Below are 26,631 nucleotides of genomic sequence, written 5' to 3' on the forward strand. Positions count from 1 at the left end.
TTGGCACTACATGTTAGAAAGCATAAACGTTTTTTGCACAACCCAATTAGATTGAACCCTCCTCAGTTTTTAGCGTTACTATTTTTATTTCTTATTTTCGTTGGGACGTGTTTGTTAAAGCTTCCTATTGCCCATGAAAAAACGTTATCGTGGGTAGATGCTTTTTTTATTGCAACTTCAGCAGCAACAGTAACAGGCTTAGCTACTGTTGATCCTGGCTCAACGTTCACACTCTTTGGTGAGATCGTCATCTTGTTCTTAATCCAAGTCGGAGGACTTGGGGTCATGTCATTTGCTTCATTAGTCGTTATTATGATGGGGAGGAAAATATCCATCAAACAACGTGTTCTGATGCAAGAAGCACTCAACCAGCCTTCTATAGGCGGGGTAATCCGGTTAGTTCGAAATCTGTTTGTATTTTCAATCAGCATCCAGATTATCGCCATCTTTTTTCTATCACTAAGGCTTGTTCCAGACTTTGGTGTTAGTAAAGGAATTTACTATAGCATCTTTCATGTTATATCGGCATACAACAATGCAGGATTCTCGTTGTGGTCTGACGGTCTAATGGGTTATGTAGGAGATCCGATGGTGAACATCGTCATATCGTTTCTGTTTATAACAGGGGGAATTGGGTTTACCGTATTGGTTGATATATGGGTGAGCCGAAGCTGGAAAAAACTTTCTCTTCATACAAGAGTGATGTTGCTTTCTACTTTGATTATTAATATTGTGGCAATCTTGTTCTTCTACTTATTTGAGTTTAATAATCCTAAGACCATTGGAATGCTTTCAGGTGCTGAGCAATTCTGGGCTTCTTATTTCCAAGGTGTAACACCGAGAACAGCAGGTTTTAACTCGATTGATATGACAGCCATAAATCCTGATACATCCTTGTTGATGATTCTTTTAATGTTTGTTGGGGCAGGAAGTACCTCTACTGGTGGAGGGATAAAGCTGACCACGTTTGTTGTTATTATTTTTACGGTTGCAGCTTTCTTAAAAGGGAAAGAAAGTACGGTTGTTATGAAGCGGACCATTCGAAATGCTGTTGTTTACAGAGCTCTTGCTATTACAACTATTTCTATTTTGTTTATCTTTGCCGCATTATTTATTATCACATATGTCCAGAAAGATGTTTCATTCATGGTGATCGTGTTTGAAGTCGTTTCTGCATTTGGAACAGTTGGATTAAGTATGGGACTTACCCCAGATCTCACAGTCATCGGAAAAATTGTGATCTGTGTGGTAATGGTTTTCGGTAAATTAGGACCGCTAACACTGGCGTTCAGTCTTGCTAAACAAACAAAAGATAATATTAGGTATCCAGACGGTGAAGTGTTCACTGGATAGAGGAATGAAAGCTGATGCAGAACGGGTGTATTCCCACATTTTGCGTCAGCTTTTTTGGTTATTTATGGGTTAATCTCTTTACTCTTGGGAATGCTAAAACGAGATTTCAATGCTGTTTCTAAGAGAGGAAGAGAATCGTCATGCAAAAAATTAAAGAAGCTTTTCTCGTTTCTCCCTTTCTTGTGTTTTTTCTTGTCCATTCTGAACAAGTAGGGGTAGGGGTGCTAGGCTATCAGCGTATCATCGCTAAATACGCTGGCTATGATTCCTGGATATCAGTCATCATAGCTGCCATTTTTGTACATGCTCTTATATGGATGATTTATTATGTGCTCGATAACGGCGATGGGGATATCGTATCAACTCATAAATCGCTGTTTGGTGGTTTGATTGGAAACTTATTTAATCTATTTTTACTTCTATATTTTCTGCTCTGGTCGATTACAGTGTTACGAACGTATATTGAAGTCATACAAGTATGGATGTTTCCCACTCTAAGTACTTGGAAGATCGCTGCTGTATTCCTGATATTAACGTACTATGTGGTTTCGTCTGGTTTTCGAACGGTGGCGGGCATCTGTTTTTTAGGAGTTGTCATTCCATTAGGTTTGATCGTGTTACTCGTATACCCATTGGAATTTACTCATTTTTCTAATCTCCTGCCGGTCTTTGATGAGAATGTAAAAGACTATTTATCTGCAACGAAAAATATGATGCTGAGTTATCTTGGTTTTGAAACACTTCTTGTTTTTTATCCGTTTATTAAAAATGCAAAGCGGTCTCAAAAATTTGCGCATCATGCTAATCTTTTTACATTTATGATGTATTTGCTAGTCACTTTGTTTTCATTTGCGTTCTTTAGCGAAGAACAGTTGTCTAGAAATATATGGGCAACCCTTTCTATGGTGAAAATCGTTCAAGTTTCATTCGTGGAACGATTTGATTTTGTTTTCGTTTCGATGTGGTGTTTAGTGATTTTGCCAAATATTGCACTGGCGATCTGGTGTTCGAGCCGGGTGGCCAAACTGATGTTGAACATCCGCCAACATATCACACTGATCATTTTATTAGCGATCACGTTGGCTGCTTGTTATTACTTAGACACTCGTTTGAAGATCAACATGCTCAATAACTATACGAACAAGATCGGTTTTTATTTAGCCATCAGTTATATTCCACTTTTATTTATCATGACTTTTATTAAGAAACATATTAAGAAAAATAATAAAGAACAGACATCATCTACTACATGATGCACCACAATTAAAAAAAACTGACTGTTAGGCTTCCTCAATCTGTTGCACATAGGAAAGAGGGAAGTTAGCAGTCAGTTTTATTATTTTTACTTAGGCTTGAAGAAGCATAGTTAATCGCGTCTTGTGTTTTTCGCGCTGTGAATCATCTGATGTATTATGCCAATTTTGAAGAGTTTCGTTGATCAATTGCGTGACCATATGCTTTGTCCAGACTACATATGCGCCATACGTATCACCTTTAAAAAAGGAAGAAAGCATATTATTATCAGGACCGAAGAAGAAACCGAGCTGATCATGAATGAGCGTTGCCTCATTCATCGAAAAAGGCATAATTTTATCTGAAAGAGTAAATTGATATGAATTATTTTCTTTTTTAATAAATGCGATCGCGTACACCTGTCCTTCAGGAAGAAATCCTTTTGTAGTAGGCAAGAGCAGTAACGGGTTATGTCCTTTGTCATAAGCGATAAAAAAGTCATTCACATCTTCCTCGAACTGTGGTGTGCGTGACATTGAAGCAAGTGCAATTTCTTTTTGTACGTTTAACATGTAACAACCCTCATTCCGTTATATTTCTTACTATCATTCTTACCGCTAGTTTGATAGATTATACGTGTCATTTTCTTTACTATACTGCTGTGATAAGTTGTTGAAAGGGAATTGACGGACAAATTGTAAACGCATACACTAGAAGTAGTTATTAGCCGTTAGAGAAAGAGTGATTCATGCAATGGCATTATCAAATGAACGTTTGATCGGAAAGATGGCCATGTTAGGGGTATTAGATGAAAGTTATCTGCCTGAGATCGAGAAATTGGGCTGGAAGTATTGCGTAGGCAAAGCCGGTTCAATGGATTCACAAAAGGTAGTAGCTGCCATTGAAACAGCGGCCAAAAGTGAAAATATAATTCAAACTGGGATTTATCGTGAAACACATTCTTTATATCATGCCATCATGGAAGCTTTTCATGGGGTGACAAGAGGACAGGTTCAGCTTGGAACCGTTCTTAGAACTGTAGGTTTGCGTTTCATCGTCGTTCGCGGTAATCCATATGAGAAAAAAGAAGAAGGTGACTGGATAGCAGTCGCTCTCTACGGAACGATCGGAGCTCCTGTAAAAGGATTAGAGCATGAAGCGATTGGTCTAGGAATCAATCATATTTAAATAGTGCCCATAGTAACTAGTGATGAGGGGGCGTATTCGAAAGAGTTTTCTTTCGGGTGCGCTCTTTTTGTTTTTTATCTATACATTTTGAGGTTTCTTTTAATAGCTTCTTTGGAAAGTTGATTGGAGTGAAAGGTGCGAGACTCCTGCGGGATGAGTGGGACAGGCGAGACTCTTAACAGCGCAGAGCGCTAAGAGGCTCACCGCACACCCCGCTGAAAGCGAGTTCCTGTAACGGAAATCAACTACTTCGAAGAAAGAACAGAACCTTAGTAAAAGAGGGATGAAGATGATTACATTAACAGGTAATACACTTTCGATGGAAGAGATCAAGCGGATTCTGCATGAGAATGAACCCATTGAAGCTTGCCCGGTCAGTATGAAGAAAGTGGCTGACAGCCGGAAAGCGGTTGAAGCGATTGTGGCTGAAGGTAAAGTGGTGTACGGAATCACGACTGGCTTCGGAAAGTTTAGCGATGTTTTTATTTCTAGAGATGATGTGGAGACATTGCAGATCAATCTGATCCGCAGCCATGCGTGTGGAATCGGAGAACCGTTTCCTGAGACGATCAGTCGTCTTATGCTTATTTTAAGAGCAAATGCTCTTCTGAAAGGCTTTTCGGGTATCAGGCCAATCGTAATCGAAAGGTTGCTAGAATTAGTCGAGAAGAATGTTCATCCTGTTGTTCCGCAACAAGGATCACTTGGAGCGAGTGGAGATCTTGCACCGCTTTCTCACTTAGCCCTTGTGTTAGTAGGTGAGGGAGAAGCGTACTACAAAGGAGAACGTATTTCTGGTCAGGATGCTTTAAAGAGAGCGGGAATTGAACCTGTCGTCTTAACAGCGAAAGAAGGGCTTGCCTTGATCAATGGAACGCAAGCAATGACAGCACAAGGTATTGCTGCCTATATAGAAGCGGAACGCATCGGACTCATGGCAGATGCGATTGCAGCGCTTACCACAGAAAGTTTACGAGGCATAACAGATGCGTTTGATGAAGATGTTCATCTTGCTCGAGGTTATCAAGAGCAGGTAGATGTTGCAAAGCGTTTAAGAGAATATTTAGAAGGCAGCCAGCTGACAACGAAACAAGGAGAGATCAGGGTACAAGATGCATATTCGTTAAGATGCATCCCTCAAGTACATGGGGCCTCGTGGCAGGTTCTTGGTTATGTAAAAGAAAAGCTTGAGATCGAGATGAATGCTGCAACGGATAACCCACTGATCTTTGATGACGGAAACAAAATCATATCAGGTGGGAATTTTCATGGTCAGCCTATCGCTTTTGCAATGGACTTTCTGAAGCTCGCCGCAGCAGAATGGGCGAACATTTCAGAGCGACGGATCGAACGGATGGTCAATCCTCAGTTGAGTGACTTACCTGGTTTCTTAAGTCCGAATCCAGGGCTTGAGTCAGGTGCGATGATCATGCAATATGCTGCTGCATCGCTCGTTTCAGAAAATAAAACATTGGCGCACCCTGCAAGTGTCGATTCGATTCCTTCATCAGCCAATCAAGAAGATCATGTGAGTATGGGTACGATCGCTTCTAGACATGCGGCTCAGATCATTGCCAATGCAAGACGAGTGCTGGCTGTTGAATTAATCTGTGCGATGCAGGCTGCAGATTTCCGAGGACCTGAAAAGCTCGCACCTAAAACAAAGAAAGTATATGAACAAGGAAGAATCGTTTGTCCGACGATACAGTGTGACCGTATGTTCCACAAAGATATGGAAGCTGTTGCTTCATGGATCCTTGATACATCGTGGAATGACATCTTAATCGGATCTAAAATTCAAAAGTTAGCACATTAAAAGGAGGTATTTTTACATGTCAAACGTAAAACATTCTATATCAGCTGCAAGAGGTACGAAACTATCTGCAAAAGGATGGGTGCAAGAAGCGGCAATTCGAATGCTTATGAACAATTTAGATGGTGAAGTAGCAGAAAATCCTGATGAGCTTGTCGTATATGGAGGAATTGGTAAAGCTGCCCGCAACTGGGACTCTTATCATAAGATCATAGAAACATTAGAGCGTTTAGAGAATGATGAAACCCTTCTCGTACAATCTGGAAAGCCGGTCGCCGTATTTAAATCGCATACTGATGCTCCGCGTGTTTTACTCGCCAACTCCAATCTTGTCCCTGCATGGGCAAATTGGGAGACATTCCGTGATCTTGAAAAAAGAGGTCTGATGATGTACGGCCAAATGACTGCAGGAAGCTGGATCTATATTGGCACACAAGGCATCCTGCAAGGGACGTATGAAACATTTGCCGAAGCGGCTCGCAAACATTTTAACGGATCACTAAAAGGAACGATCACGCTAACAGCAGGTCTCGGAGGTATGGGAGGCGCACAACCTCTAGCAGTAACAATGAACGATGGCGTTGTGATCGCAATCGATGTAGACGAAACAAGGATTCAACGTCGTTTGGATACGAGATACCTAGATAAAATGACAAAGAGTTTAGATGAAGCATTAAGCATGGCGAAAGAATATGCGGCAAAAGGTGAGCCCTTATCGATTGGTCTTCTAGGGAACGCTGCTGAACTTTTACCAAAGATGATCGAGATGGGAGAGATTCCTGATCTTGTTACGGATCAGACTTCTGCGCATGACCCGTTGCATGGTTACTTACCAGTAGGTTTTTCTATGGAAGAAGGAGCAGAACTTCGTAAACGTCATCCGGAACAATATATCGAAAAATCAAAGCAATCGATGGCGGTTCACGTTCAGGCTATGCTTGAGATGCAGAAGAAAGGTTCTGTCGTATTCGATTATGGGAATAACATCAGACAAGTAGCACTTGACGAAGGAGTAAAAAACGCATTCGATTTCCCTGGATTCGTACCAGCTTTTATACGCCCATTGTTCTGTGAAGGGAAAGGACCTTTTAGATGGGTTGCGTTATCGGGCGATCCAGAAGATATCAGAAAAACGGATGAAGTAATTTTACGAGAGTTTAGTGATAACGAGCACCTCTGCAAATGGATCAAGATGGCTCAGGAAAAAGTACAGTTTCAAGGCCTTCCTTCCCGTATCTGTTGGTTAGGATATGGTGAACGTGCGAAGTTTGGAAAAATCATCAACGAAATGGTAGCTAGCGGAGAATTGTCAGCACCAATCGTAATCGGGCGTGATCACTTGGATTGCGGTTCAGTTGCTTCGCCTAATCGTGAAACAGAAGGAATGAAGGATGGCAGTGATGCCGTTTCGGACTGGCCGATTTTAAACGCGATGATCAATGCGGTAAACGGAGCGAGCTGGGTCTCTGTTCACCATGGTGGCGGTGTTGGGATGGGGTATTCTCTTCATGCCGGAATGGTCGTTGTAGCAGATGGAACAGAAGAAGCAGCTCGTCGTTTAGAGCGTGTATTAACAAGTGATCCTGGAATGGGAATCGTTAGACATGCTGATGCAGGTTATGACCTTGCGATTGAGACGGCAAAAGAAAAAGGCGTAGATCTGCCAATGATCGAGAAATAAAAAAGGAGTGTGACGAATGCTAGATACATTGATTTTTGCTGGACAGGTGATTGTTCCAAAAAGTAATGGAGCGGCGCTTCGAGGTACACAGATGAACGAACTCTCCATCATTGATAACGGAGCTGTTGGGATAAAAGATGGTGTAATCGCGTTTATAGGAACTGCGGAAGAAGCATCTCAGTTACAGGCAAAAGAAACGATTGAGGCAACAGGCAAACTTTTATCACCAGGCTTAGTGGACCCTCACACACACCTCGTGTTTGGGGGATCGCGTGAGCATGAACTCGCTTTGAAACAACAAGGAGTTCCTTATCTAGAAATTTTGGCTCAAGGCGGGGGAATTCATTCGACCGTTAAAGCTACGCGTGAAACATCAGAAGAAGATCTCTATGAAAAAGGAATGTTCCATTTAAACAGATGTTTAACATATGGCGTTACGACGATGGAAGCAAAGAGTGGATACGGACTGGATAAAGAGACCGAATTAAAGCAGTTGAGAGTAGCAAAAAAGCTGAATGAAACTCACCCGATCGACCTTGTTTCAACCTTTTTGGGAGCTCATGCGATTCCTGAAAATTATAAAGGAAGACCAGATGCCTTTTTAGAAGAGATGCTTTCTTTGTTGAGTGTAATCTCAAAAGAGGGTCTTGCAGAGTTTGTAGATATTTTCTGTGAAACAGGTGTCTTTACAGTAGAACAGTCTAAAGTCTTTCTTCAAAAAGCAAAAACAGCAGGATTTGGTGTAAAGATTCATGCGGATGAAATTGATCCTCTTGGCGGGACGGAGATGGCTTGTGAGATCGGGGCTGTATCTGCCGATCACTTAGTTGGAGCAAGTGAGGAAGGGGTTCGTATGCTCGGTGAGTCAGATACGATCGCAGTCCTTCTTCCAGGCACTACGTTTTATTTAGGGAAAGATCATTTCGCTCCAGCACGGGGCATGATCTCAAGTGGGGCAGCTGTAGCACTGTCGACTGATTTTAATCCTGGAAGTTCACCGACAGAAAATTTACAGTTCATTATGAGTTTAGCTGCATTAAAGCTGAAGATGACGCCAGAAGAAATTTGGAACGCTGTAACGGTCAATGCAGCTTTCGCTATTGGACGCGGAGATGTTGCAGGTAGTCTAGAAATAGGAAGAAAAGCAGATCTAGTTCTGTGGGATGTACCAAACTACAAGTATATTCCTTACCACTACGGTGTTAACCACGTAAATAAAGTATGGAAGAACGGTAAGTTAGTTGTTGGAAAGGGAGATATTCATGCAAACTATACCCTTTCTACGTAAATCGGATGAGGCACCCTTTACTGACCGCGGCATTAAAAAGGCAGGTCAGCTATTAAAGCCTTGGTCAGGAGATCAAGTGAGGGGAGTGGCAGTAGCGGGAGCTCCTCTCTCTAAGACTTCTATTTCACATTCAGGTGCACATCTCACACCACAGACCATTCGTGCGATGATGCATTCGTTTTCCACATATAGCATTGAAGAAGAAAATGATCTTTGGGATCAGAGCATTACCGATTTTGGAGATATTGAGATGCATGTAACAGATCTCTTTACGTCACAATCCCGTATCCATTCGGTCTTAAAAGATATCGGAGCTCAGCATAGAGATGCATGTGTGATAACTCTGGGTGGTGATCATTCTGTTTCTGCAGGAGCGATCAAAGCTTTCCAAGAAACGAGGGGACGAGTTGGCATCATACAGTTTGATGCACATTTTGATCTCCGTAACACGGAGGACGGTGGTCCATCAAATGGTACGCCGTTTCGCCAACTTATTGAAAATGGTGTGATTACAGGCGACCAACTTGTTCAGATCGGTATTCGAGATTTCTCAAACGGGAAACTCTATCATGATTATGCGAAGGATCATGGTGTTACCGTGCATACGATGGGTGATGTTAAAAGAAGTGGCTTGCTTTCTTTATTGCAAAAATCAGTTGACCAGTTAAAACAGACAACAGATAACATATATATTTCTCTTGATATGGATGTTTTGGATCAGGCTTTTGCACCAGGATGTCCTGCAATCGGGCCAGGTGGATTAGACAGCGACTCGTTAATTGAAGGTATACAATATCTTGCACAAGAACCATCTGTTAAAGGAATGGACATCGTAGAGATTGATCCAACCTTAGATTTCCGCAATATGACGAGCCGATTAGCGGCCTACATCATCATACAATTCACACTTTTTTATACAAAAAGAAAAGGAGGAATAAAGGATGAGTGAATTTGGAAGGTTTATAGAAATGTCCAGAAACCAAAAAGGATTGAGTAAATCAGAGCTTGCTCGAAGATTAAGTATTACTCCTCAATACATGGCTGATATTGAAAAGGGAAGGATGATTCCTTCTGAAGAAAAGATAGAAAAGCTTGTAACGACATTGGAGTTAGACGAAAAAGAAGCGTTTAAACTCGCTGACAAACTTCCGTTACGTGTGTTAGCAGAAGCAAAACAACATTACTATAAGCAGGGGTCTTAGAATTTATTTTAATAGCACTCTTTCTATTTATTATATTCTTATCGGAACGAAAAAACACCGCTAGCCATTTCGGCTTAGCGGTGTTTTCTTTATGAAAACTAGCTCTCTCTAGGCTGAGAGGGCTTTGGTTTTAACATTTTTTTAAGCTTAGACCAACGTAGCTCTATAAACGGCTGTGTTAGTGCGATAACGGGTTTGCTAGCTAGAAATAAAGTTACGATAACAGCTAAGAACAGAAGCATAAAGTATGCGCCGTTTTCCTCAATAGATGCAAATAAATCTGTTGTAAACAAGTATTTCAACACAAATCCATGCAGCAGATAGATATATAATGTGCGTTCACCGAATTCAGTGAAGAACATTCTTCTGCGGGGCAGAAGTGCTAAAAAGCTGAAGGTCGCCGCAAACATGACGCCGTACATAGCAAGTCTGACAATCCCCCCATACCAATCGTTGTATCCAAGGATTTCCGAGTAAGAAGATGACGAGAGGAGCCATTCTTTTGTTCCGTTAGGAAAAATAAAATGATACGTAACAAATAGTACGACTAAAAAAGCAGCTGAGACGATTTTGGCTCTCGGACGTAAAATCTTTTTGAAGTCTCTCTTTTCAAGCAGATGTCCAAGCAAGAAAACAGGGAAGAAGACAAATGTTCGAAGGAGACTTAAAAATGTACCAATATCATGAATGTAGCCTACTGCAACTCCTATACCTATGGCAAGTACGAGCGGATATTTCATTTTCACAAAGACTTTTAAAAGTATGTTCCAGAAAACTAGACTTAATAAGAACCAGAGCGTCCAATGTGGAGAAAAGAAGTCTAGCTTAACTTCACTTTTACCGTACAAATCATAATAGAAAAAGCTGTAGATTAGTTGAAATACCAAATAAGGAATCAAAACCTTTTTAAAGATTTTTGGAAGATAACCGTCACGCCAAACACCTTTTGTAAAGAATCCCGCTATCAAAATAAACGCAGGCATATGAAAGGTATATATAAAGTTGTAGATCGTGTAAAGCCACTCGTTTTGACTTTTTATCGGGGAAATAAAGTGCCCGAACACGACAAGGAAAATTAGAATAAACTTTGCGTTGTCAAAATAATAATCGCGTTCTTTTATAGCAGTACTCATCGATATTCCTCCAATAATTATTCACCTTATAAAGTATTCGTATGAATTTCTCATTTTTTTTACTTATTCTTTATAATTCCCAACATTGCAGGTGTTTCTAACCTATAAATAGAAAAAAACGTGTTTCCTATTACAGGAAACACGTTTTTATTAGAAATCGATCTTTATTTTGATAAACCCTGCACTTCTTAATGCTTCATAAATGATGACGATAGCGGGACCGACAATCAATCCAATAAAGCCAAGAAGCTGGAATCCGATATATAAGGATACGAGAGCTGCTAGAGCAGATATACCAAGACTTGAACCAAGTATTTTTGGTTCGATGATTCTTCGAACAATCGTAATTACTCCGAACATGATCAGAAGTCCGAATGCAAGATGGTCATTATTGTTGATAAAGAATGAATAAGCGGCCCATGGGACAAGGAATGAACCTGTTCCGAGGATTGGAAGTATATCAACAATAACAATTAAAAGAGCGAGAATCACAGCATACTCGACATCTAAAATCATAAGTCCGATCAAAGCCAATGCATATGTAACAAAACTTAAGATGATCTGAGCACGAAAGAATCCTACCGTTGCTCTAGATAATTGACTAAAGACCAGTTCAACTTTTTCACGGGCTGCCGTTGTAAACAGGTTAAGAAACTCAGCATACAAACGCGGAAGATCCAACGAAAACAAGAAAACGGCTACTACATAGATAATAAAGTAGATCAGCAATCCAGGTATGGCTGTGATCAGCCCTAAGATACCAGATGTTAAGTTCTTTGCTGTTTCAACGCCATAATCCTTTAAACCTACTAATCCCTCTTCAAGTGTTCTTACCACTTCAGGAGGTAAGCTAGCATAAAAGTTTTCCATTTCATAAAATGTATTCTCTGCCACTTCGAACAGATGAACGGAATAAGATGGTAGAACAGTGATAAACTCGATGACCTGAATAACGAGCGTTGTCGTAAGCCAGTAAGAGAAAATACCAAGTCCCGCAAGATACAAGATAAAAGTAGCAGTGACGGCCAATAATCGTCTGCCTTTAAATAGTCTAATAAACAATTTCACTACTGGTTCTAGCATTATAGCAGTTAGCAATGCGAGAAGGAGAGGTATACTGTAAAAGACAAAGATGACGATTCCGGCAAGCAAAATGAGTAATAAGATTAAGTTTTTTACAGTCATTTTCCAGCCCCGATCTCCGTAATTTTAGCCGGTCAGCAAATTTTTCGTTACTATCCATTATGACCGGAAAAAAAGATGTTAATTCTTCATATATACACAATGATGTTACGATAATGTGAAAATGTCAATCACAGAAACTGAAGTTTTCAAAAATCTTCTTATTTTCTTAATTCCCTCTTTAATGCAAGTATCGCATTCAACTGTCCACCCGTGATTAAGATCATGGCAGAGAGGTAAAACCACACCATTAATGTTAATAATGCGCCTAAATTTCCGTATATCTGACCGTAGTCAAAAATAAGTACATAGGAAGAAAATAAGTAAGAAAATAGATGCCAGCCTGCAGTTGAAAAAATAGCTCCAGGCCAAACGTTTCTGAACGTTAATCTTACATTTGGCGCAAAACGATAGAGTGCTGAGAAAATGGAGAGGAGCACAGAGAAACCTATAAGGTAGCGTGCTGTTTCCCAAATGTGCCAGACGGGATGAGAAAATCCTGTGCGTTCAAATATGTAAATCCCAATGTTTCGACCAAAGACCGGCAGTAAAAGGGCAGTAATAACTGCGATCACAAGGCCGAATGTAAGAAACATGCCTAATATGAGTTCTTTAATAAAAGGTCGGCTCTCTTCAACTTGGTAGGCTTGGTTGAAGACACGGATGATTGCGTGCGTTCCGATTGTTGCTAACCATATCATAATGATTAATGAAACAGATAATACATCTCCTCTATGCTCGTCCAATACAGCGACTAGATTATACTCTAGTAAAGCATATGCTTCTTCTGGTGCAATAGACTGAAAAAGTGATAGTACATAAGAAGAAGATATAGGCAGGAAGCTGAGTATAGTAAAAATGAGAAAAACAAAAGGAAAAAGAGAAACTAGAAAGTAATAAGCAAGCTGTGCAGAAAGATCGAATACTTTATCTTGAAAGAAACGGTGAAACCACTGTTTCATAAACCAATGCACGAGGACACCCCCAATAAATGGATCTTATCAATCTATCCTGCATTATTCCCTTAATAAAAAAAAAGAACGCTTTTTTTGAAACAAAACGTTCACTCAATCGTATCAGTGATGTGAAGTTACAGTCTAATTGCTGTTAAAACATACTACCTGAGTCTTTGTGAGCAACGATGGCAACTACAAACAACAATTAAAGGAGAGGTTACTGGTGTAGGTTGAGGCTGAATAAAAGGAAAACAGCAAGGATGAATGTCTCGACAAAATAATGGAACGCCACAAAAGTTTACACAGGATTGGCATCTAGGCTTACATCTGCAAGAACATGAACGCATAAAAAACACCCCCTTTGCTATTATTATATGTAGAAGTGGATAAGCCTGGCAGGGCATAAAGTGTGCGTAATTACTCATTTTTTTATTTTTCTTTAATGAAATTATTATTCTGCTTTCATTGACTATATGGATATGATTAAACAGATGTTTAACAGAGAGGATTTTTTGAATGGATTTTTTAACACCCGATTTTTGGTCGGCCTTATTGGCGATTGTTGTTATCGACTTAGTATTAGCTGGTGATAACGCAATTGTAATCGGCTTGGCAGCTAGAAACTTGCCGAAGGAAAATCAGAAGAAAGTAATCATCTGGGGAACAGTAGGGGCAATTGTAATCCGTGCAGCTGCAACACTTGCAGTTGTATGGCTCCTGAAGATTCCAGGCTTGCTGCTTGCAGGTGGGCTAATTCTTGTCGTTATCGCTTATAAGTTGATGATCGAAGAGAAAGATCATGATATTGAAGCACAAAACAATGTTTGGGCAGCGATTAGAACTATCATTATTGCAGACGCGGTAATGGGTCTTGATAACGTTCTTGCCGTCGCAGGTGCTGCGCATGGTGATTTCTTACTGGTGGTAATCGGTTTACTGATTTCAGTGCCGATTGTTGTTTGGGGAAGCACATTGTTCCTAAAGGTCATTGATAAATACCCGTTCATCACTACAATTGGAGCAGGTGTCCTTGCATGGACGGCTTCTAAGATGATCGTTGGAGAAAAATTCATGGCTCCTTATTTCGAGAATGGATTTGTCAAATATGGCTTTGAAGTTCTTGTTGTTCTTCTTGTTCTAGGATTAGGAACACTTAAGAAAAGAAAAATAGCTGAAGACAGAGCATCTGAAAAGAACCTCGTTAGAAAAGAAGCTTAAGAAAACCGCCTCGTGCGGTTTTTTTGTACTTGTATTTGTAAAACTCTGTCTGGATTTAGGTGAAAAGTACTTATTTTTAAAGTTTTTAAGTTAAAAATGATTCTTTTGTACCTGTTTAGACCTATTTCTTAAATCATTTATAACTAGATGTCGATATGTAGGTAAGGGGTTTTAGATGATAAATGGGGGTTAAGCAGATGTTTAAAAGAATTCAAACGAAGATCATGCTTTCTGTAAGTATTCTAGTTGCCATTACACTTTTGTCTGTATCGCTATTTTCTTATTTTCAAACAAAACAACAACTTGAAAGTAACAGCAACGAACAAGCAACAAGTCTTTCAAGCGAAGTTAAAGCCTCAACAGAGCTGTATCTGAAATCTTATGGAAATACGATCGATCGATACAGCCAGGATAGCAGACTTATCAATTATTTAAAAACATTAAAAACGGATGAAGCCAAAGGTCTAAATGCAGCTTGGCCGGTTGTAGATCAGGACTTCAAGCACTTTTTGGAACTTAATAAAAACGTTGCGGTCTTATACGTGGGTGCAGAAACCAAACAGTTCAAAACGACTCCAAAACTTGAGCTTCCAGAAGGGTTCGATCCTACTGAACGCCCATGGTATCAAACGGCCAAACAATCACCAGAAAAGACGATATGGACAGAACCATATGAAGATGCAAGTTCTGGTGAATATGTTGTAACGGTTACGAAACCGGTGTTAGATCCTGCAACAGATGAGGTTCTTGGTGTAGTTGGTCTTGATCTGAATCTTGCTGGACTAACGAGCATGATTAATAAAACTAAAGTCAGCTACAAAGGATATCCAGTGCTTCTTGATCCAAAAGGTATGGCACTCGTTCATCCGACACAACAAGGAAAAGATTTAAGTAAAGAGACTTTTATTAAAGAAATATATAAAAGTGATAAAGGAAATGTTTCCTATACCTATCAGAATAAAGACCGAGAGTTCTATTATACGACGATAGCCGACACGAACTGGAAGCTTGGATTTGTCTATGACCAGAAAGAACTACTAAAAGATGCTGAAGAGCTATTAAATATGATACTAATCTTTACGTCGGTCGCAGTCATCGTTGCATTAGGCGTAACCTATATATTGGCAAAAAGTATTTCAAATCCGATTACTAGATTACAGACACAAGTACAAAAAGTAGCAGAAGGCGATCTTACCGTCTCTGTTGAAGCGAAATCCAAAGACGAAGTGGGGACACTCACTCATCATTTTAACGCTATGGTCGAAAACATGAGGGGAATGATTACGTCGGTCAGCCATTCTGTTGTAACTGTTAATGAATCTACTTCTAACTTGAGTGCCGTGTCAGAAGAAACGATCGCAGCAAGTGAAGAGGTTTCTAGAGCTGTCAGAGAGATTGCTTCTGGTGCTACAACACAAGCTGAAGATGCCGATGAAACAAACCGTCGAACGATGGACTTATCTCTACAGATCGAAAAAGTAAACGAACAAGCAGAAGAGATGACTCGATTGTCTTTATTAGCTGAGGCTGCAAATAAAAAAGGAATCTCACAAATGGACGTCTTACGTGAAAAAACGGGAGAAAGCAACCAGGTTTTGAAAAACATCGAATCTGTCATTTCTGGACTTGCTGTTAAAGTAGAAGAGATTGAACAAGTGATTCAATCGATTACTGAAATCTCGAATCAGACCAATCTCCTCGCATTAAATGCAAGTATTGAAGCTGCTAGAGCGGGTGAGAGCGGGCGTGGTTTTGCGGTCGTTGCCGATGAGGTACGAAAATTAGCGGAACAATCTGCTATTGCTGCAGATAAAGTCCGTAAGACGATCTCCGGAATAGGAGAAGAGTCAGAGCGTGCTGTAAATGAGATGGCGTATACGAAAAGAATCGCTCACGATCAAAACATGACCGTAACAGATACAGAGTCTGCTTTTAAAGAAATCTCAGGTACGATGGCAGATATGGTGAAGTCCATCGAACAAATTACGAGTGAAGTAGAGATGATCAACAACTATAAAGAGGAAGTAGTAGCGTCTATTCAAAGTATCGCAGCCGTAGCCGAACAATCTGCAGCGGCAAGTGAAGAAGTGAGTGCGTCTTCTGAAGAGCAAGTTCGGGCACTATCCACGGTTTCTCAGTCAGCCGAAGAATTGAACGATGCTTCACAAGCTTTGACTGAAATGATCAAACACTTCAAAATCTAGTAAATGTAGCAATTGGACAGATAATGGTGTCGAATGGCTAAATTATCTTCTCGATTGGACAGATTATCCTCTGAATCGGACAGATTAAGGAATCAATCCGACAGATTAACTACGAGAACGGACAGATTACCTTCAAAAAACTAGAAACGAGTCACATAAAAAAGGAAACCGACTTCGGTTTCCTTTCTTTTTTTCTATTTTAATAGATATCTCGCTTAGAGAACGTAACGAAAGCGATGATGAACCCAGCAATTCCCCAGACGGCTAATACGCTCATCGAGAAACCTAACGACATCCCCTCGATTGGAGTTGCCATTCCACTCACATAGTTCGTAAGGTTCAGGTTTACCATAAAGAAATATTTCGCGCTTTCCCAAGAAGATACCATGTTTGCTAGAATGGCTCCAGCAATGAGTGAAGCGAGCATGATTCCCATAACGGCAGCAGTACTTCTTAACAATACGGACAGCATGAAGGTGAGTGTTCCGACAATCATACAAACATACCATACCAGACCAAACTCCATCAGAATGTATTGCCATTGTGGGACGATGTGTACATTTTCAGTTAAAAGTTCATCTCCAGAAACCGTAAATCCTGTTAAAAGAGGCATGTTCCATCCCCCATATCCGAAAACGACGCCAGATATGCCATACGATAGAACGGCTACGGATAAAACGATGAATGAAATCGAGAGCAGCATCGCTAAATATTTGCTAAGCAGAATGCGCCATCGTTTAACAGGACGAGTGAGCAAGAGCTTTATCGTTCCTCCGCTTGACTCAGAGGATACGAGGTCTGCCACGATGACCATGACGAGTAACGGGAGAAGTAGATCGATCGAGTTCTCAACGAATATACGCATAAACGTAGGTGCACCTGGAGCACGTGGGTCGATATCGTTCTCTAAATAATATTGTTGCTGAGAAAGTCTAATTTTTAGAAACTTACGCCATTCATCTTGAATACGGCTCGAGCTTAATCGGTTTTGTGTGTCAGTGATCTCTTGCTGCAGCGTGGTACGCCAATCTTGATTCCCCATCTTCTCACGTTGATCTTGAATCTCTTTAAACTGAGCATATGTAAAAAGAGGAACAAGGAACGCGATGATCAAGATGATGACATACAAGCGTTTTTTTCTAAGAAGCTTTAACATTTCATTCCGGACAAGATTAATCAATGCTTTCGCCTCCTGTTACTTCTAAGAACAGATCTTCTAAAGAAGGAAGCTGAGTTCTCATTTCTTTTACCTTCACACCAGCATTTACGAGTTTCTCGTTCCAATCTGGCAGCAGTGGCTCATTATATAACGTGATCAACGTATCATCTGGGCCTTCCGTAACTTCTGTTTCTAGAGAAAGAATCTCTTTAGCGAGTGGAAGAGGTTCAGCGCGCCAGATCACACGTTCTTGCTCAGCTAATAAGTTATCAACAGAGTCTGTTCGTAATACCGCCCCTTTTGATATGATCGCAACTCGATCACACATCAGCTGAATTTCACTAAGCAAATGAGAAGATACAAGAACGCTTAAGTTTTCTTCTCTTGCTAATTGTCGTATAAATTCACGCATCTCACGAATACCAGCAGGGTCTAGACCATTTGTCGGCTCGTCCAAAATAAGAACTTTTGGTTTGCCTAAAAGAGCTTGAGCGATACCTAAACGCTGTCTCATACCGAGTGAATAGGTGCTTACACGATCGTGAATTCGATTTTGTAATCCGACCAGTTCGATGACTTCATTCAATCTTGTCTTTGGAATGGAAGAATCCATTTTTTGAAAGTGTACAAGATTTTCCCAGCCTGTTAAATACGGGTACAGTTCAGGGTTTTCAACAATACAGCCGAGATGTCTCATCGCTTCAGTAAATTCAGTTCTTACATTCTTACCGCCGATTTTAATCGTTCCAGAAGTGGGAGAGATCAAACCGACAATCATTCGAATCGTAGTCGTTTTCCCAGCACCGTTCGGCCCAAGAAAACCAAAGACTTCTCCTGGAACAAGTGTGAATGATACACCTTTTATGATCTGCTTGCCTTTAATTTTCTTCGTTAGATTCTCTACTTCTAATGCAGGTATTTGACTCATGATTCGTTCTCCTCCTGTTCAAATTTGATCAGTGAGGCTACTCGTTCAGCAATCAGCTTGTAACCTTCCGTGTTAGGATGAAATTGATCGGTATATAGATAGTTTTCTACTTGAAGCTGAAAGAGATCAAAGGTAGGTACATATACGATGTTATTGAAGCCAGCTGCAGTTTCAGCAGACTGAAAATTCCAGTCTCTAACGATTGATGAAGTCGTTTTTGAATCAGGCATGTTGCTAAAAGGGTTGTACAATCCGACATGATAGATGACTGCGTCAGGATTCAGTTCTCTAAGCTGAGTATAGATTTTCTTAACATTACTTAAATAGATCTGTTTTTTACCGTTAATCGCATTATTGTCTAAATTCTCAAGTGCTGCTCCTTGTTGAAAAAGATCATTACCGCCAATCGTCATGACAATAACATCAGCTTGTTTGGCTTGACGTTGGATCTCACTTTGTTGAAGCTGCTTCAGAAGACCTCTAGATGTTTCTCCCTTGATGGCGGTGTTTAGGAGATTAATATCTTGATCTGTTTTTTCTTTTAAGCGCTCAGTTAGATAGCCTGTATAACCTTTTCCATCTGCGTCGCCCGTTCCGCGAGTAAGAGAATCACCTAATGCAAAAATTGTAAGTGTGCCGTCTTGCTTTTCTGTTGAAGTTGATTCGGTTTTTTCTTTGAGCTGTGAAACTTTTTTATTAGCAGAAAATTGATCTTGTAACGTCCAGCCAAGACCAAACAGCCATAATATTGTAGCTGTAATAGAGACAATTGAAACGACCGTTAAGGTATATTTTTTCAAAACCGCTTTCATCCTTCCCAAATCCTTGATCTGTTCTTTATAGAATAGCAAATAATGACTCATATTCTAACTTTTTTGCCTATTTGCGGTAAAATAAACCAAAGGGAGTGGAATCATGGAAAAAAAATTTAAGTGGGGTTCTTTATGAATTGGAGACCAGTCGGAGATCAAGAACGAATTCAATCATTAGATATCATGCGTGGTATAGCCATTTTTGGCATCTTACTCGTAAATATGAAGTCCTTTTCAGGACCTGATTCACCCATCCGTTCTTTAAGTTATGAGTATTTTGACGAGCCGTATAATGTTTGGACAAATGTGCTGCTAGAGTTTTTTGTTCAAGGAAACTTTATTACGATGTTTTCCTTTTTATTCGGGTTCGGGATCGTATTGATGGCAGAAAGAGCGAAAGCCAAAAATATGAGGTTTGTTCCTGTTTTTCTAAGAAGACAGTTTGTTCTGCTTCTCTTTGGCATTCTGCATGTCCTGTTTTTTTGGTACGGTGACATTTTGATCATGTACGCGATAGTAGGTTTGTTCATGCTGATCTTCTATCGCTTAAATAAGAAAGTATTAATCATAACTGGTTTCGTATTAATAACATTGTACAGCCTATTTATGACTACCTTAACATATGATTATTGGACTAGTGGCGCAGCTCTATCGTATCAAAGCGCTCAAAATGAGTTCAATGAACAAGAAATCTTTCAATCCATTGAAGTATATAGCGAAGGTACATACTTCGAGATCATGAAGGAAAGAATTCGTGAATGGGGAGATTTGAACCGGTACGTTCTCTTTTTTATAGCTGGACTTTTGCCGATGTTTTTATTCGGTGCTTATGCAGCGAAGAAAAGAACGTTCACGAACAAAGAATTATGGAAGATTTGGCTGTTAACATTGATCCTAGGTCCAGGCAGTAAAATATTTGCTGTGATTTTTTTTCCTTCAAAAGGGGAAGATTGGCGTTATGAAACTGCGATGTCATGGGGGTATGAGTTTGGAGGTGCGATGATGAGTATCTTCTACATCTCTAGCATCGTTCTTCTTTATCGAAGCGGAAGATGTAAACGTTTGTTTAACTATTTTCAATTTACAGGGCGAATGGCTTTTACCAATTATTTAACTCAATCCATTATTGCGACAACGTTCTTCTATAGTTATGGATTAGGTCTGTACGGTGAATTTGGACCATTTGTTGGTGTTATATTCGCTTGCATTATTTTTGCTATCCAAGTTCTTTTTTCAAAGTGGTGGATAGAGAGGTATTACATGGGTCCGCTTGAATGGGTGTGGCGTTCGCTGACATATGGAAGAAAACAACGATTAAAAAGACATGAAATAAGCAATGTTTAAAGAAGCTGAGATATTTAGCTTCTTTTTGTTTTGCACAATTCCAAAATTTTCGGTACACTCTAAGTAACATATATGAGCATATGTTCATATAATAAACAAAGCCGAAATATAGGGGGCTGTTTTCATGACTGATCAACAAAACAAATATGAACATCTTGATGAGGAAACACTATTTATCGTATCTCAAACATTTAAAGCACTTTCGGACCCAACCCGAATTCGAATATTGCACCTTTTAGGGGAGAAAGAATGCAACGTTTCTGAAATTGCAGAAGAACTGTCACTTATGCAGTCAACCGTATCCCATCAATTACGCTTTTTAAAAAATTTAAGGCTCGTAAAATTCAGACGTGCAGGAACAACACTATTTTACTCAGTAGATGATGAACATGTGATGACCCTTCTGCATCAATCTATACATCATGCCAGACACGACTAACGAAAGGAGGGACCATTAATGAAAGAGCATAAGATCACCGGACTATCTTGTGGCCATTGTGCATTAAAGCTGGAAGAACAGATTCAACAGCTTCCTGGTGGAGAACGAGCAAAAGTTCAATTTAACTCAAGTAAAATTGTATTAGATGAAAACATGGACATGGACAGCGTACGTTCTATTCTTTCGTCGGAGAATGTACGTCTTGAATCAGACGGAGAGCCTAAGGGTCCAAACTGGCTAATGATCGGGTTGTATGTGTCCGTTGCTTCTTTTATTGCAGCACTTATAACAGAACATATGTTGAACACTACGTATGTCTCCATAGTATTTTATGCTGTTGCGACGATAGCTTCTGGTTATTCGACGTTTTTAAAAGGTCTTCGAAATCTGACGAAGTTAAAATTTGATATTAACACTTTAATGACAGTAGCATTAGTTGGTGCAGTTGCCATCGGAGAGTGGAAAGAAGCTGCTCTTGTGGCTATCCTTTTTGGTATTAATGAACTGCTTGAATCTTACGGAATGGAAAAAGCACGGCGCTCGATGGAATCCCTTTTAAAGGTAGCACCGAAAGAAGCACTTTTATTAAGAGACGGGAAGACAGAAGTCATCTCTATTGAAGAACTAGAAGTGGATGATGTAGTACTTGTAAAAACAGGGCAAAAGATTCCATCAGACGGCGTTGTTCTCTATGGAAAAAGTTCTGTGAACGAAGCGGCGATTACGGGTGAATCACTTCCGGTGGAAAAAGAAGATGGAGAGACCGTATTTGGTGGCAGCATCAATAATGAAGGTGTACTTCATGTGAGAATAACGAAGACGTATAACCAATCAGCGCTTTCTAAAATACTTGCTCTTGTTCAGGAAGCACAAGAATCTAAAACACCAACAGAGCTTTTTATTAATCGATTTGCAAACTATTACACACCAATCATCATGGTTGTTTCAGCTCTAGTTATGTTAGTACCACCACTTTTATTAAATGAACCGTGGGGTGAATGGTTCTACCAAGGTCTTGCGGTATTGATCGTCGGTTGTCCTTGTGCACTCATTCTATCCTCGCCGATCGCGATACTTTCTGGGATTACAGTTAATGCAAGAAACGGAATCTTGATCAAAGGTGGAGCTTATCTCGAACAGCTTGGTAAGATAAATGTCATTGCTTTTGATAAAACAGGTACGCTTACACTAGGTGAACCGCACGTTGTGGCGGAGAAATCGTTTCATCCCGATTTTTATAAAGTAGCTTATGCGATTGAAAAGTCATCTTCTCATCCCCTTGCAAAAGCAGTCGTAGCAAAGTGTCGGGAAGTTGGTGCTGAAGAAGTAGAAGCGGATGAAATGACTACAGTTAGTGGTCAAGGAATTACAGCGGTAGTTGATCATAAAACGTATAGGCTAGGAAACGAAAAAATAATTGGCAGTACGCTAGCGAGTGAGGACGTAAAAAGTGTTATCGATTCATTTAAAGAAGAAGGTAATACGATCGTCCTTGTTGCAAGTGACACTGAAATTCTTGGTGTGTTTGCTATTGCTGATGAAATTAGAAAAGAAAGTCCTGACATTATCTCTCTGCTTCATGAAAAAGGAATAAATGAAACGGTCATGCTGACTGGTGATCACCCACTTGTTGCAGATAAAGTTGCTAAGAAAACGGGAGTGTCTTCTTTCTTCGGAGGGCTGCTGCCGGAAGATAAAGTAGAAAAGATTAGATCACTTAAGAAGCATGGAAAAGTAGCTATGATTGGTGATGGAATCAACGATGCTCCCGCACTAGCTACTGCTGACCTTGGTATAGCGATGGGAAAAGGAACAGACAGTGCGATCGAAACGGCAGATATTGTACTCATGCAAGATCATCTAGGAAAACTTCCAGATGCTGTACAGGTTTCAAGGAAAGTAAATACAATCATCAAGTGGAACATTGGATTATCACTTGGGTTAAAGCTTTTAGCTTTGCTGCTTACGATTCCGGGATGGCTCACACTTTGGATTGCAATCCTTTCTGATATGGGTGCTACAATTCTTGTAACATTAATCAGTCTTACTATCCTGCTTCACAATAGAAAATAGTGAACGTAAAAAGTCATGCAGCTGCATGGCTTTTTTAGTACCATAAAGGGGATGAGGTTAGGATTTTTTTTAGGAGGAACGCATGTCATGTCAGAAACCGTTATTCAATTTTTCCAAGAGTATAGCGAATGGGCGATTATAATTTCACTCGTACTCAATCTATTAATTGGAATTTTAGGTGTTGTTCCTACTGTTTTTATAACAGCTGCAAATATAATGTTTTTTGGGTTTTGGTACGGGACATTCATTTCATTTATCGGAGAAGCACTAGGCGCGATGGTTGCCTTTCTTCTATATAGGAAAGGATTTAAACAAGTTTCTAGAGAGAAGCTTAAAGGGTACCCCAGGGTGGTAAGGTTGTTAGAAGCAAGGGAGAAAGAAGCATTTCTCCTGATTCTTTCACTTCGATTGCTGCCGTTTGTACCTTCAGGATTTGTTACATTCGCAAGTGCGATTGGGGCTGTTTCAGCTTTGACTTTTGTTGTAGCGAGCTCTATCGGAAAGATACCAGCATTGGTACTTGAAGCATATTCAGTGTATAACGTAACGGAATGGAATACAGAAGGAAAGATCATTTTAGGAGTTGTAGCGTTGGTAGGGATCTACATTTTTGTAAAAGAAAGAAGAGATTAATCTAAACGTTTGATACTATAGGGGGGTATAGTATATACTAACTCTGTAAACATCCAAAACGAAGGGATGAACTCATATGGAACAAAAAACACATCGGTGTGAGAGTGATAAACAAGATTTAAACAACCGTTTAAAAAAGATTGAAGGCCAAGTTCGTGGTCTTCAAAAGATGATAGAAGATGATCGTTATTGCATAGATGTTCTTGTTCAGATTTCTGCTGTGACAGCAGGATTAAATAGAGTAGGATTTCAATTGATGGAAAGTCACACCCAGCATTGTGTGGCTGATGCGATAAAATTTGGTGATGGAGAAGACGCTATAGAAGAGTTAATGAGAGTCATTAAGCAATTCTCTAAATCATAAAAGAAGGTGAAGACCATGAGCCAAAAGAAAGTAAATCTAGGAATCACGGGCATGACATGCTCAGCTTGTTCAACTCGAATCGAAAAAGTGCTGAACAAAATGGACCATGTCGATGTTAACGTCAACTTAGCCATGGAAAAAGCCTCTGTATCATTTGATCCTCAGATGATCAGCCTTCAAGAGATCGAAGCAAAAATTGAAAAGCTAGGATTCGGAGTAGTTAAAGAGAAAGTAGATCTTGATATTTCGGGTATGACCTGTGCAGCATGCTCTACACGAATTGAAAAAAGCTTAAGCCGAATGGAAGGTATCTCTAGTGCTACCGTTAACTTAACGGGTGAAACGGGATCGATAGAATATAACCCGTCGATTGTTTCCGTAGATGAAGTGTTAAATAAGATACAAAAACTTGGATATCATGCGACTACCCAACAAGATCGCGTAACGAAAAAGACAAAGAAGGAAGAAGAGATCACGTTAAAGAAGAGAAAGTTAATTCTTTCTATCATCTTGTCGCTTCCACTTCTATATACGATGTTTGCTCATATGCCTTGGGATTTTGGTCTCTCAATGCCATCTGTTTTAATGAACCCTTGGTTCCAACTGCTTCTTGCTTCAATTGTCCAATTTTATATTGGAGGTACGTTTTATGTAGGTGCTTTTCGAGCACTACGTAATAAGAGTGCGAACATGGATGTTCTTGTTGCATTAGGAACGTCTGCAGCCTTTTTTTACAGCGTTGTTCAAGCCTTTAAAACGCTCGGTAACCCAGACTACATGCCACAACTGTATTTTGAAACGAGCGCTGTTCTAATCACGTTAATCTTAGTCGGTAAATATTTCGAGACTCTCGCAAAAGGTAGAACAACTGAGGCGATTTCTAAACTTTTGAATCTGCAAGCAAAAGAAGCTACTGTCATTCGAGATGGAAAGGAAGAGAGGGTTCCTTTAGATCAAGTGGTAGTAGGAGATATGCTGCTCATTAAGCCAGGCGAAAAAATACCGGTCGATGGCACCGTCCTCTCTGGTAATTCTTCCGTCGATGAAAGTATGATTACTGGTGAAGCGATACATGTTGAAAAAACAGAAGGTGAAACCGTTATAGGGGCTACAATCAACAAGAACGGCACACTCCGTATGGAGGCTAAAAAGGTAGGGAAAGAAACGGCTCTAGCGGGAATCATAAAGATTGTTGAAGAAGCTCAAGGATCAAAAGCACCTATTCAACGAATGGCGGATTATATCTCTGGTATTTTCGTGCCAATCGTTGTGGGTATTGCAATAATGGCCTTCACGGTTTGGTATTTCCTTGTTGATCCAGGAAATCTGCCTCAAGCACTTGAAGTCAGCATTGCCATTCTAGTGATTGCCTGCCCATGTGCACTTGGTCTTGCAACGCCAACATCCATTATGGTTGGAACAGGTAAAGGAGCAGAGCAGGGAATCTTGTTCAAAGGCGGGGAGTATCTAGAAGGTGCACAAAGAATTGATGCTGTACTACTAGATAAAACAGGAACGGTTACAAAAGGAAAACCAGAAGTGACAGATCTCACAGAGTTAAAAAAAGGTTTTGTATCTCACGTGATTTCAGCAGAGAAAAGTTCTGAACACCCTTTAGCGGAAGCCATCGTTGAGTACGGAGACAAACAGAATATTCCTCTCATTGAAACGGCGTCTTTTCATGCTATTCCGGGATATGGGATTGAAGCTAACGTGAGTGGAAAAACCATACTCGTCGGAACAAGAAAGCTCATGAAAGAAAAAGATGTAGAATACAAAGAGCACGAAGCACTTCTTGAGACATATGAGAACGAAGGAAAAACAGCTATGCTTGGAGCTGTAGATGGAGAACTCGTTCTAGTTATAGCTGTTGCTGATACGGTGAAAGAAACTTCAAAAGATGCGATTAACTCTTTAACAGAACAGGGTATTGATGTGTATATGATCACAGGTGATAACGAGAGAACGGCATTTGCGATCGCTCAAGAAGTGGGTATTAAAGAGATATTCGCTGAAGTGTTACCCGAAGATAAAGCACGTATCGTGAAAGAACTTCAAGATAAAGGGAAAACAGTTGCGATGGTAGGTGATGGGATCAATGATGCTCCAGCACTCGCGACTGCTAATATCGGAATGGCGATCGGTACAGGAACAGATGTCGCGATTGAAGCGGCTGATGTTACGCTTGTTGGCGGGGATCTGAATCATATTCCAAAAGCGATAGAGTTAAGCCGTAAGACAATGCGAAATATTAGGCAGAACTTATTTTGGGCATTGTTTTACAATACAGCAGGTATTCCAATCGCTGCATTCGGTCTCCTCGAACCATGGGTTGCCGGGGCTGCTATGGCTTTTAGCTCTGTATCTGTGGTTACTAACGCATTGCGTTTAAAACGATTAAACTTAAACAATATTTAGGAGGAAAAGA

At 40.1% G+C, this 26,631-nt stretch carries 23 protein-coding genes; 16 read left to right on the forward strand and 7 right to left on the reverse strand.

Annotation, left to right across the window (positions count from 1 at the left end):
- Together IHV09_RS01130 and IHV09_RS01135 are read left to right on the forward strand one after the other, a co-directional pair.
- On the forward strand, positions 1-1,353 hold the full coding sequence (locus IHV09_RS01130) for a TrkH family potassium uptake protein (protein ID WP_231618094.1): 1,353 nt from the start codon (positions 1-3) through the stop codon (positions 1,351-1,353).
- Positions 1,354-1,493: 140 nt separating this feature from the next.
- Positions 1,494-2,606 carry a GerAB/ArcD/ProY family transporter gene (locus IHV09_RS01135; RefSeq protein WP_197126940.1) on the forward strand — a complete coding sequence of 371 codons (1,113 nt, stop codon included), beginning with the start codon at positions 1,494-1,496 and terminating at the stop codon, positions 2,604-2,606.
- A gap of 93 nt (positions 2,607-2,699) precedes the next feature.
- On the opposite strand, the gene IHV09_RS01140 is transcribed toward IHV09_RS01135, so the two are convergent.
- Entirely contained in the window at positions 2,700-3,158 is a 459-nt protein-coding gene (locus tag IHV09_RS01140; protein WP_197190770.1) for a hypothetical protein, read from the reverse strand.
- Positions 3,159-3,339: 181 nt separating this feature from the next.
- On the opposite strand from IHV09_RS01140, the gene hutP reads away from it, so the two are divergent.
- The 6 genes from hutP (at position 3,340) to IHV09_RS01170 (ending at position 9,758) form a co-directional block, all read left to right on the forward strand.
- Positions 3,340-3,774 carry a hut operon transcriptional regulator HutP gene (gene hutP, locus IHV09_RS01145; protein ID WP_066391539.1) on the forward strand — a complete coding sequence of 145 codons (435 nt, stop codon included), beginning with the start codon at positions 3,340-3,342 and terminating at the stop codon, positions 3,772-3,774.
- Between the two features lie 289 nt (positions 3,775-4,063).
- Positions 4,064-5,590 carry a histidine ammonia-lyase gene (gene hutH / locus IHV09_RS01150; protein ID WP_197126942.1) on the forward strand — a complete coding sequence of 509 codons (1,527 nt, stop codon included), beginning with the start codon at positions 4,064-4,066 and terminating at the stop codon, positions 5,588-5,590.
- A gap of 16 nt (positions 5,591-5,606) precedes the next feature.
- Positions 5,607-7,268, forward strand: a complete 1,662-nt coding sequence (hutU, locus tag IHV09_RS01155) for a urocanate hydratase (protein ID WP_197126943.1) — start codon at positions 5,607-5,609, stop codon at positions 7,266-7,268.
- A 16-nt stretch (positions 7,269-7,284) separates the two neighbouring features.
- Entirely contained in the window at positions 7,285-8,556 is a 1,272-nt protein-coding gene (gene hutI, locus IHV09_RS01160; RefSeq protein ID WP_197190769.1) for an imidazolonepropionase, read from the forward strand.
- Positions 8,531-9,505: a formimidoylglutamase gene (hutG, locus tag IHV09_RS01165; RefSeq protein ID WP_197263419.1), complete on the forward strand. Its 975-nt coding sequence runs from the start codon at positions 8,531-8,533 to the stop codon at positions 9,503-9,505. Before hutI ends, hutG begins: the two co-directional genes overlap by 26 nt.
- Positions 9,498-9,758: a helix-turn-helix domain-containing protein gene (locus tag IHV09_RS01170; protein WP_197126946.1), complete on the forward strand. Its 261-nt coding sequence runs from the start codon at positions 9,498-9,500 to the stop codon at positions 9,756-9,758. The genes hutG and IHV09_RS01170 overlap by 8 nt, the downstream gene beginning before the upstream one ends.
- 98 nt (positions 9,759-9,856) lie before the next feature.
- Here the strand turns inward: IHV09_RS01170 and IHV09_RS01175 are convergent, their stop codons facing one another.
- The 3 genes from IHV09_RS01175 to IHV09_RS01185 form a co-directional block, all read right to left on the reverse strand.
- Positions 9,857-10,891 carry an acyltransferase family protein gene (locus IHV09_RS01175; RefSeq protein WP_231618095.1) on the reverse strand — a complete coding sequence of 345 codons (1,035 nt, stop codon included), beginning with the start codon at positions 10,889-10,891 and terminating at the stop codon, positions 9,857-9,859.
- A 150-nt stretch (positions 10,892-11,041) separates the two neighbouring features.
- Positions 11,042-12,076 carry a sporulation integral membrane protein YtvI gene (ytvI, locus tag IHV09_RS01180; RefSeq protein WP_197126947.1) on the reverse strand — a complete coding sequence of 345 codons (1,035 nt, stop codon included), beginning with the start codon at positions 12,074-12,076 and terminating at the stop codon, positions 11,042-11,044.
- Positions 12,077-12,234: 158 nt separating this feature from the next.
- Positions 12,235-13,047 (reverse strand): YihY/virulence factor BrkB family protein, encoded by an 813-nt coding sequence (locus tag IHV09_RS01185; protein ID WP_197126948.1) that lies wholly within the window; start codon positions 13,045-13,047, stop codon positions 12,235-12,237.
- A 498-nt stretch (positions 13,048-13,545) separates the two neighbouring features.
- Between IHV09_RS01185 and IHV09_RS01190 the strand changes: the two genes are divergently transcribed.
- A complete protein-coding gene (locus tag IHV09_RS01190; protein ID WP_197263420.1) occupies positions 13,546-14,247 on the forward strand; it encodes a TerC family protein in 702 nt (233 codons plus the stop codon).
- Between the two features lie 197 nt (positions 14,248-14,444).
- Positions 14,445-16,451 carry a methyl-accepting chemotaxis protein gene (locus IHV09_RS01195; protein WP_197263421.1) on the forward strand — a complete coding sequence of 669 codons (2,007 nt, stop codon included), beginning with the start codon at positions 14,445-14,447 and terminating at the stop codon, positions 16,449-16,451.
- 199 nt (positions 16,452-16,650) lie between these two features.
- On the opposite strand, the gene IHV09_RS01200 is transcribed toward IHV09_RS01195, so the two are convergent.
- Genes IHV09_RS01200 through IHV09_RS01210 form a run of 3 tightly spaced genes read right to left on the reverse strand, consistent with a single transcriptional unit; the run spans position 16,651 to position 19,338 of the window.
- Positions 16,651-17,631 (reverse strand): ABC transporter permease, encoded by a 981-nt coding sequence (locus IHV09_RS01200; protein WP_137790451.1) that lies wholly within the window; start codon positions 17,629-17,631, stop codon positions 16,651-16,653.
- The gene (locus tag IHV09_RS01205) at positions 17,624-18,538 is read right to left on the reverse strand and encodes an ABC transporter ATP-binding protein (RefSeq protein WP_197126951.1); all 915 of its coding nucleotides are present in this window, start codon (positions 18,536-18,538) and stop codon (positions 17,624-17,626) included. Before IHV09_RS01205 ends, IHV09_RS01200 begins: the two co-directional genes overlap by 8 nt.
- Positions 18,535-19,338 (reverse strand): SGNH/GDSL hydrolase family protein, encoded by an 804-nt coding sequence (locus IHV09_RS01210; protein WP_197263422.1) that lies wholly within the window; start codon positions 19,336-19,338, stop codon positions 18,535-18,537. The genes IHV09_RS01205 and IHV09_RS01210 overlap by 4 nt, the downstream gene beginning before the upstream one ends.
- 144 nt (positions 19,339-19,482) lie before the next feature.
- On the opposite strand from IHV09_RS01210, the gene IHV09_RS01215 reads away from it, so the two are divergent.
- The 6 genes from IHV09_RS01215 (at position 19,483) to IHV09_RS01240 (ending at position 26,621) form a co-directional block, all read left to right on the forward strand.
- Entirely contained in the window at positions 19,483-20,694 is a 1,212-nt protein-coding gene (locus tag IHV09_RS01215) for a DUF418 domain-containing protein (RefSeq protein ID WP_197263423.1), read from the forward strand.
- Positions 20,695-20,818: 124 nt separating this feature from the next.
- Positions 20,819-21,133, forward strand: a complete 315-nt coding sequence (locus tag IHV09_RS01220; RefSeq protein WP_197126954.1) for an ArsR/SmtB family transcription factor — start codon at positions 20,819-20,821, stop codon at positions 21,131-21,133.
- Between the two features lie 18 nt (positions 21,134-21,151).
- The gene (locus IHV09_RS01225; protein ID WP_197263424.1) at positions 21,152-23,206 is read left to right on the forward strand and encodes a heavy metal translocating P-type ATPase; all 2,055 of its coding nucleotides are present in this window, start codon (positions 21,152-21,154) and stop codon (positions 23,204-23,206) included.
- Positions 23,207-23,293: 87 nt separating this feature from the next.
- Entirely contained in the window at positions 23,294-23,839 is a 546-nt protein-coding gene (locus tag IHV09_RS01230) for a TVP38/TMEM64 family protein (RefSeq protein ID WP_197263425.1), read from the forward strand.
- A gap of 76 nt (positions 23,840-23,915) precedes the next feature.
- Positions 23,916-24,203, forward strand: coding sequence for a metal-sensing transcriptional repressor (locus tag IHV09_RS01235; RefSeq protein ID WP_197263426.1), 288 nt, complete (start codon positions 23,916-23,918; stop codon positions 24,201-24,203).
- Between the two features lie 15 nt (positions 24,204-24,218).
- The gene (locus tag IHV09_RS01240; protein ID WP_197263427.1) at positions 24,219-26,621 is read left to right on the forward strand and encodes a heavy metal translocating P-type ATPase; all 2,403 of its coding nucleotides are present in this window, start codon (positions 24,219-24,221) and stop codon (positions 26,619-26,621) included.
- Positions 26,622-26,631: the final 10 nt, after the last annotated feature.

The organism is Fictibacillus sp. 23RED33 (assembly GCF_015903925.1).
In the GTDB taxonomy this organism is placed as follows: Bacteria; Bacillota; Bacilli; order Bacillales; family Fictibacillaceae; genus Fictibacillus; species Fictibacillus phosphorivorans.

Excerpts from the sequence above, each read along its gene's own strand:
- IHV09_RS01140 (WP_197190770.1), bottom strand. The coding sequence starts at position 3,158 with ATGTTAAACGTACAAAAAGAAATTGCACTTGCTTCAATGTCACGCACA.
- IHV09_RS01195 (WP_197263421.1), top strand. The coding sequence starts at position 14,445 with ATGTTTAAAAGAATTCAAACGAAGATCATGCTTTCTGTAAGTATTCTA.
- IHV09_RS01215 (WP_197263423.1), top strand. The coding sequence starts at position 19,483 with ATGAATTGGAGACCAGTCGGAGATCAAGAACGAATTCAATCATTAGAT.
- IHV09_RS01190 (WP_197263420.1), top strand. The coding sequence starts at position 13,546 with ATGGATTTTTTAACACCCGATTTTTGGTCGGCCTTATTGGCGATTGTT.
- IHV09_RS01220 (WP_197126954.1), top strand. The coding sequence starts at position 20,819 with ATGACTGATCAACAAAACAAATATGAACATCTTGATGAGGAAACACTA.
- IHV09_RS01205 (WP_197126951.1), bottom strand. The coding sequence starts at position 18,538 with ATGAGTCAAATACCTGCATTAGAAGTAGAGAATCTAACGAAGAAAATT.
- IHV09_RS01225 (WP_197263424.1), top strand. The coding sequence starts at position 21,152 with ATGAAAGAGCATAAGATCACCGGACTATCTTGTGGCCATTGTGCATTA.
- hutI (WP_197190769.1), top strand. The coding sequence starts at position 7,285 with ATGCTAGATACATTGATTTTTGCTGGACAGGTGATTGTTCCAAAAAGT.
- IHV09_RS01240 (WP_197263427.1), top strand. The coding sequence starts at position 24,219 with ATGAGCCAAAAGAAAGTAAATCTAGGAATCACGGGCATGACATGCTCA.
- IHV09_RS01230 (WP_197263425.1), top strand. The coding sequence starts at position 23,294 with ATGTCAGAAACCGTTATTCAATTTTTCCAAGAGTATAGCGAATGGGCG.
- hutU (WP_197126943.1), top strand. The coding sequence starts at position 5,607 with ATGTCAAACGTAAAACATTCTATATCAGCTGCAAGAGGTACGAAACTA.
- hutP (WP_066391539.1), top strand. The coding sequence starts at position 3,340 with ATGGCATTATCAAATGAACGTTTGATCGGAAAGATGGCCATGTTAGGG.
- hutH (WP_197126942.1), top strand. The coding sequence starts at position 4,064 with ATGATTACATTAACAGGTAATACACTTTCGATGGAAGAGATCAAGCGG.
- ytvI (WP_197126947.1), bottom strand. The coding sequence starts at position 12,076 with ATGACTGTAAAAAACTTAATCTTATTACTCATTTTGCTTGCCGGAATC.
- IHV09_RS01175 (WP_231618095.1), bottom strand. The coding sequence starts at position 10,891 with ATGAGTACTGCTATAAAAGAACGCGATTATTATTTTGACAACGCAAAG.
- IHV09_RS01170 (WP_197126946.1), top strand. The coding sequence starts at position 9,498 with ATGAGTGAATTTGGAAGGTTTATAGAAATGTCCAGAAACCAAAAAGGA.
- IHV09_RS01135 (WP_197126940.1), top strand. The coding sequence starts at position 1,494 with ATGCAAAAAATTAAAGAAGCTTTTCTCGTTTCTCCCTTTCTTGTGTTT.
- IHV09_RS01235 (WP_197263426.1), top strand. The coding sequence starts at position 23,916 with ATGGAACAAAAAACACATCGGTGTGAGAGTGATAAACAAGATTTAAAC.
- hutG (WP_197263419.1), top strand. The coding sequence starts at position 8,531 with ATGCAAACTATACCCTTTCTACGTAAATCGGATGAGGCACCCTTTACT.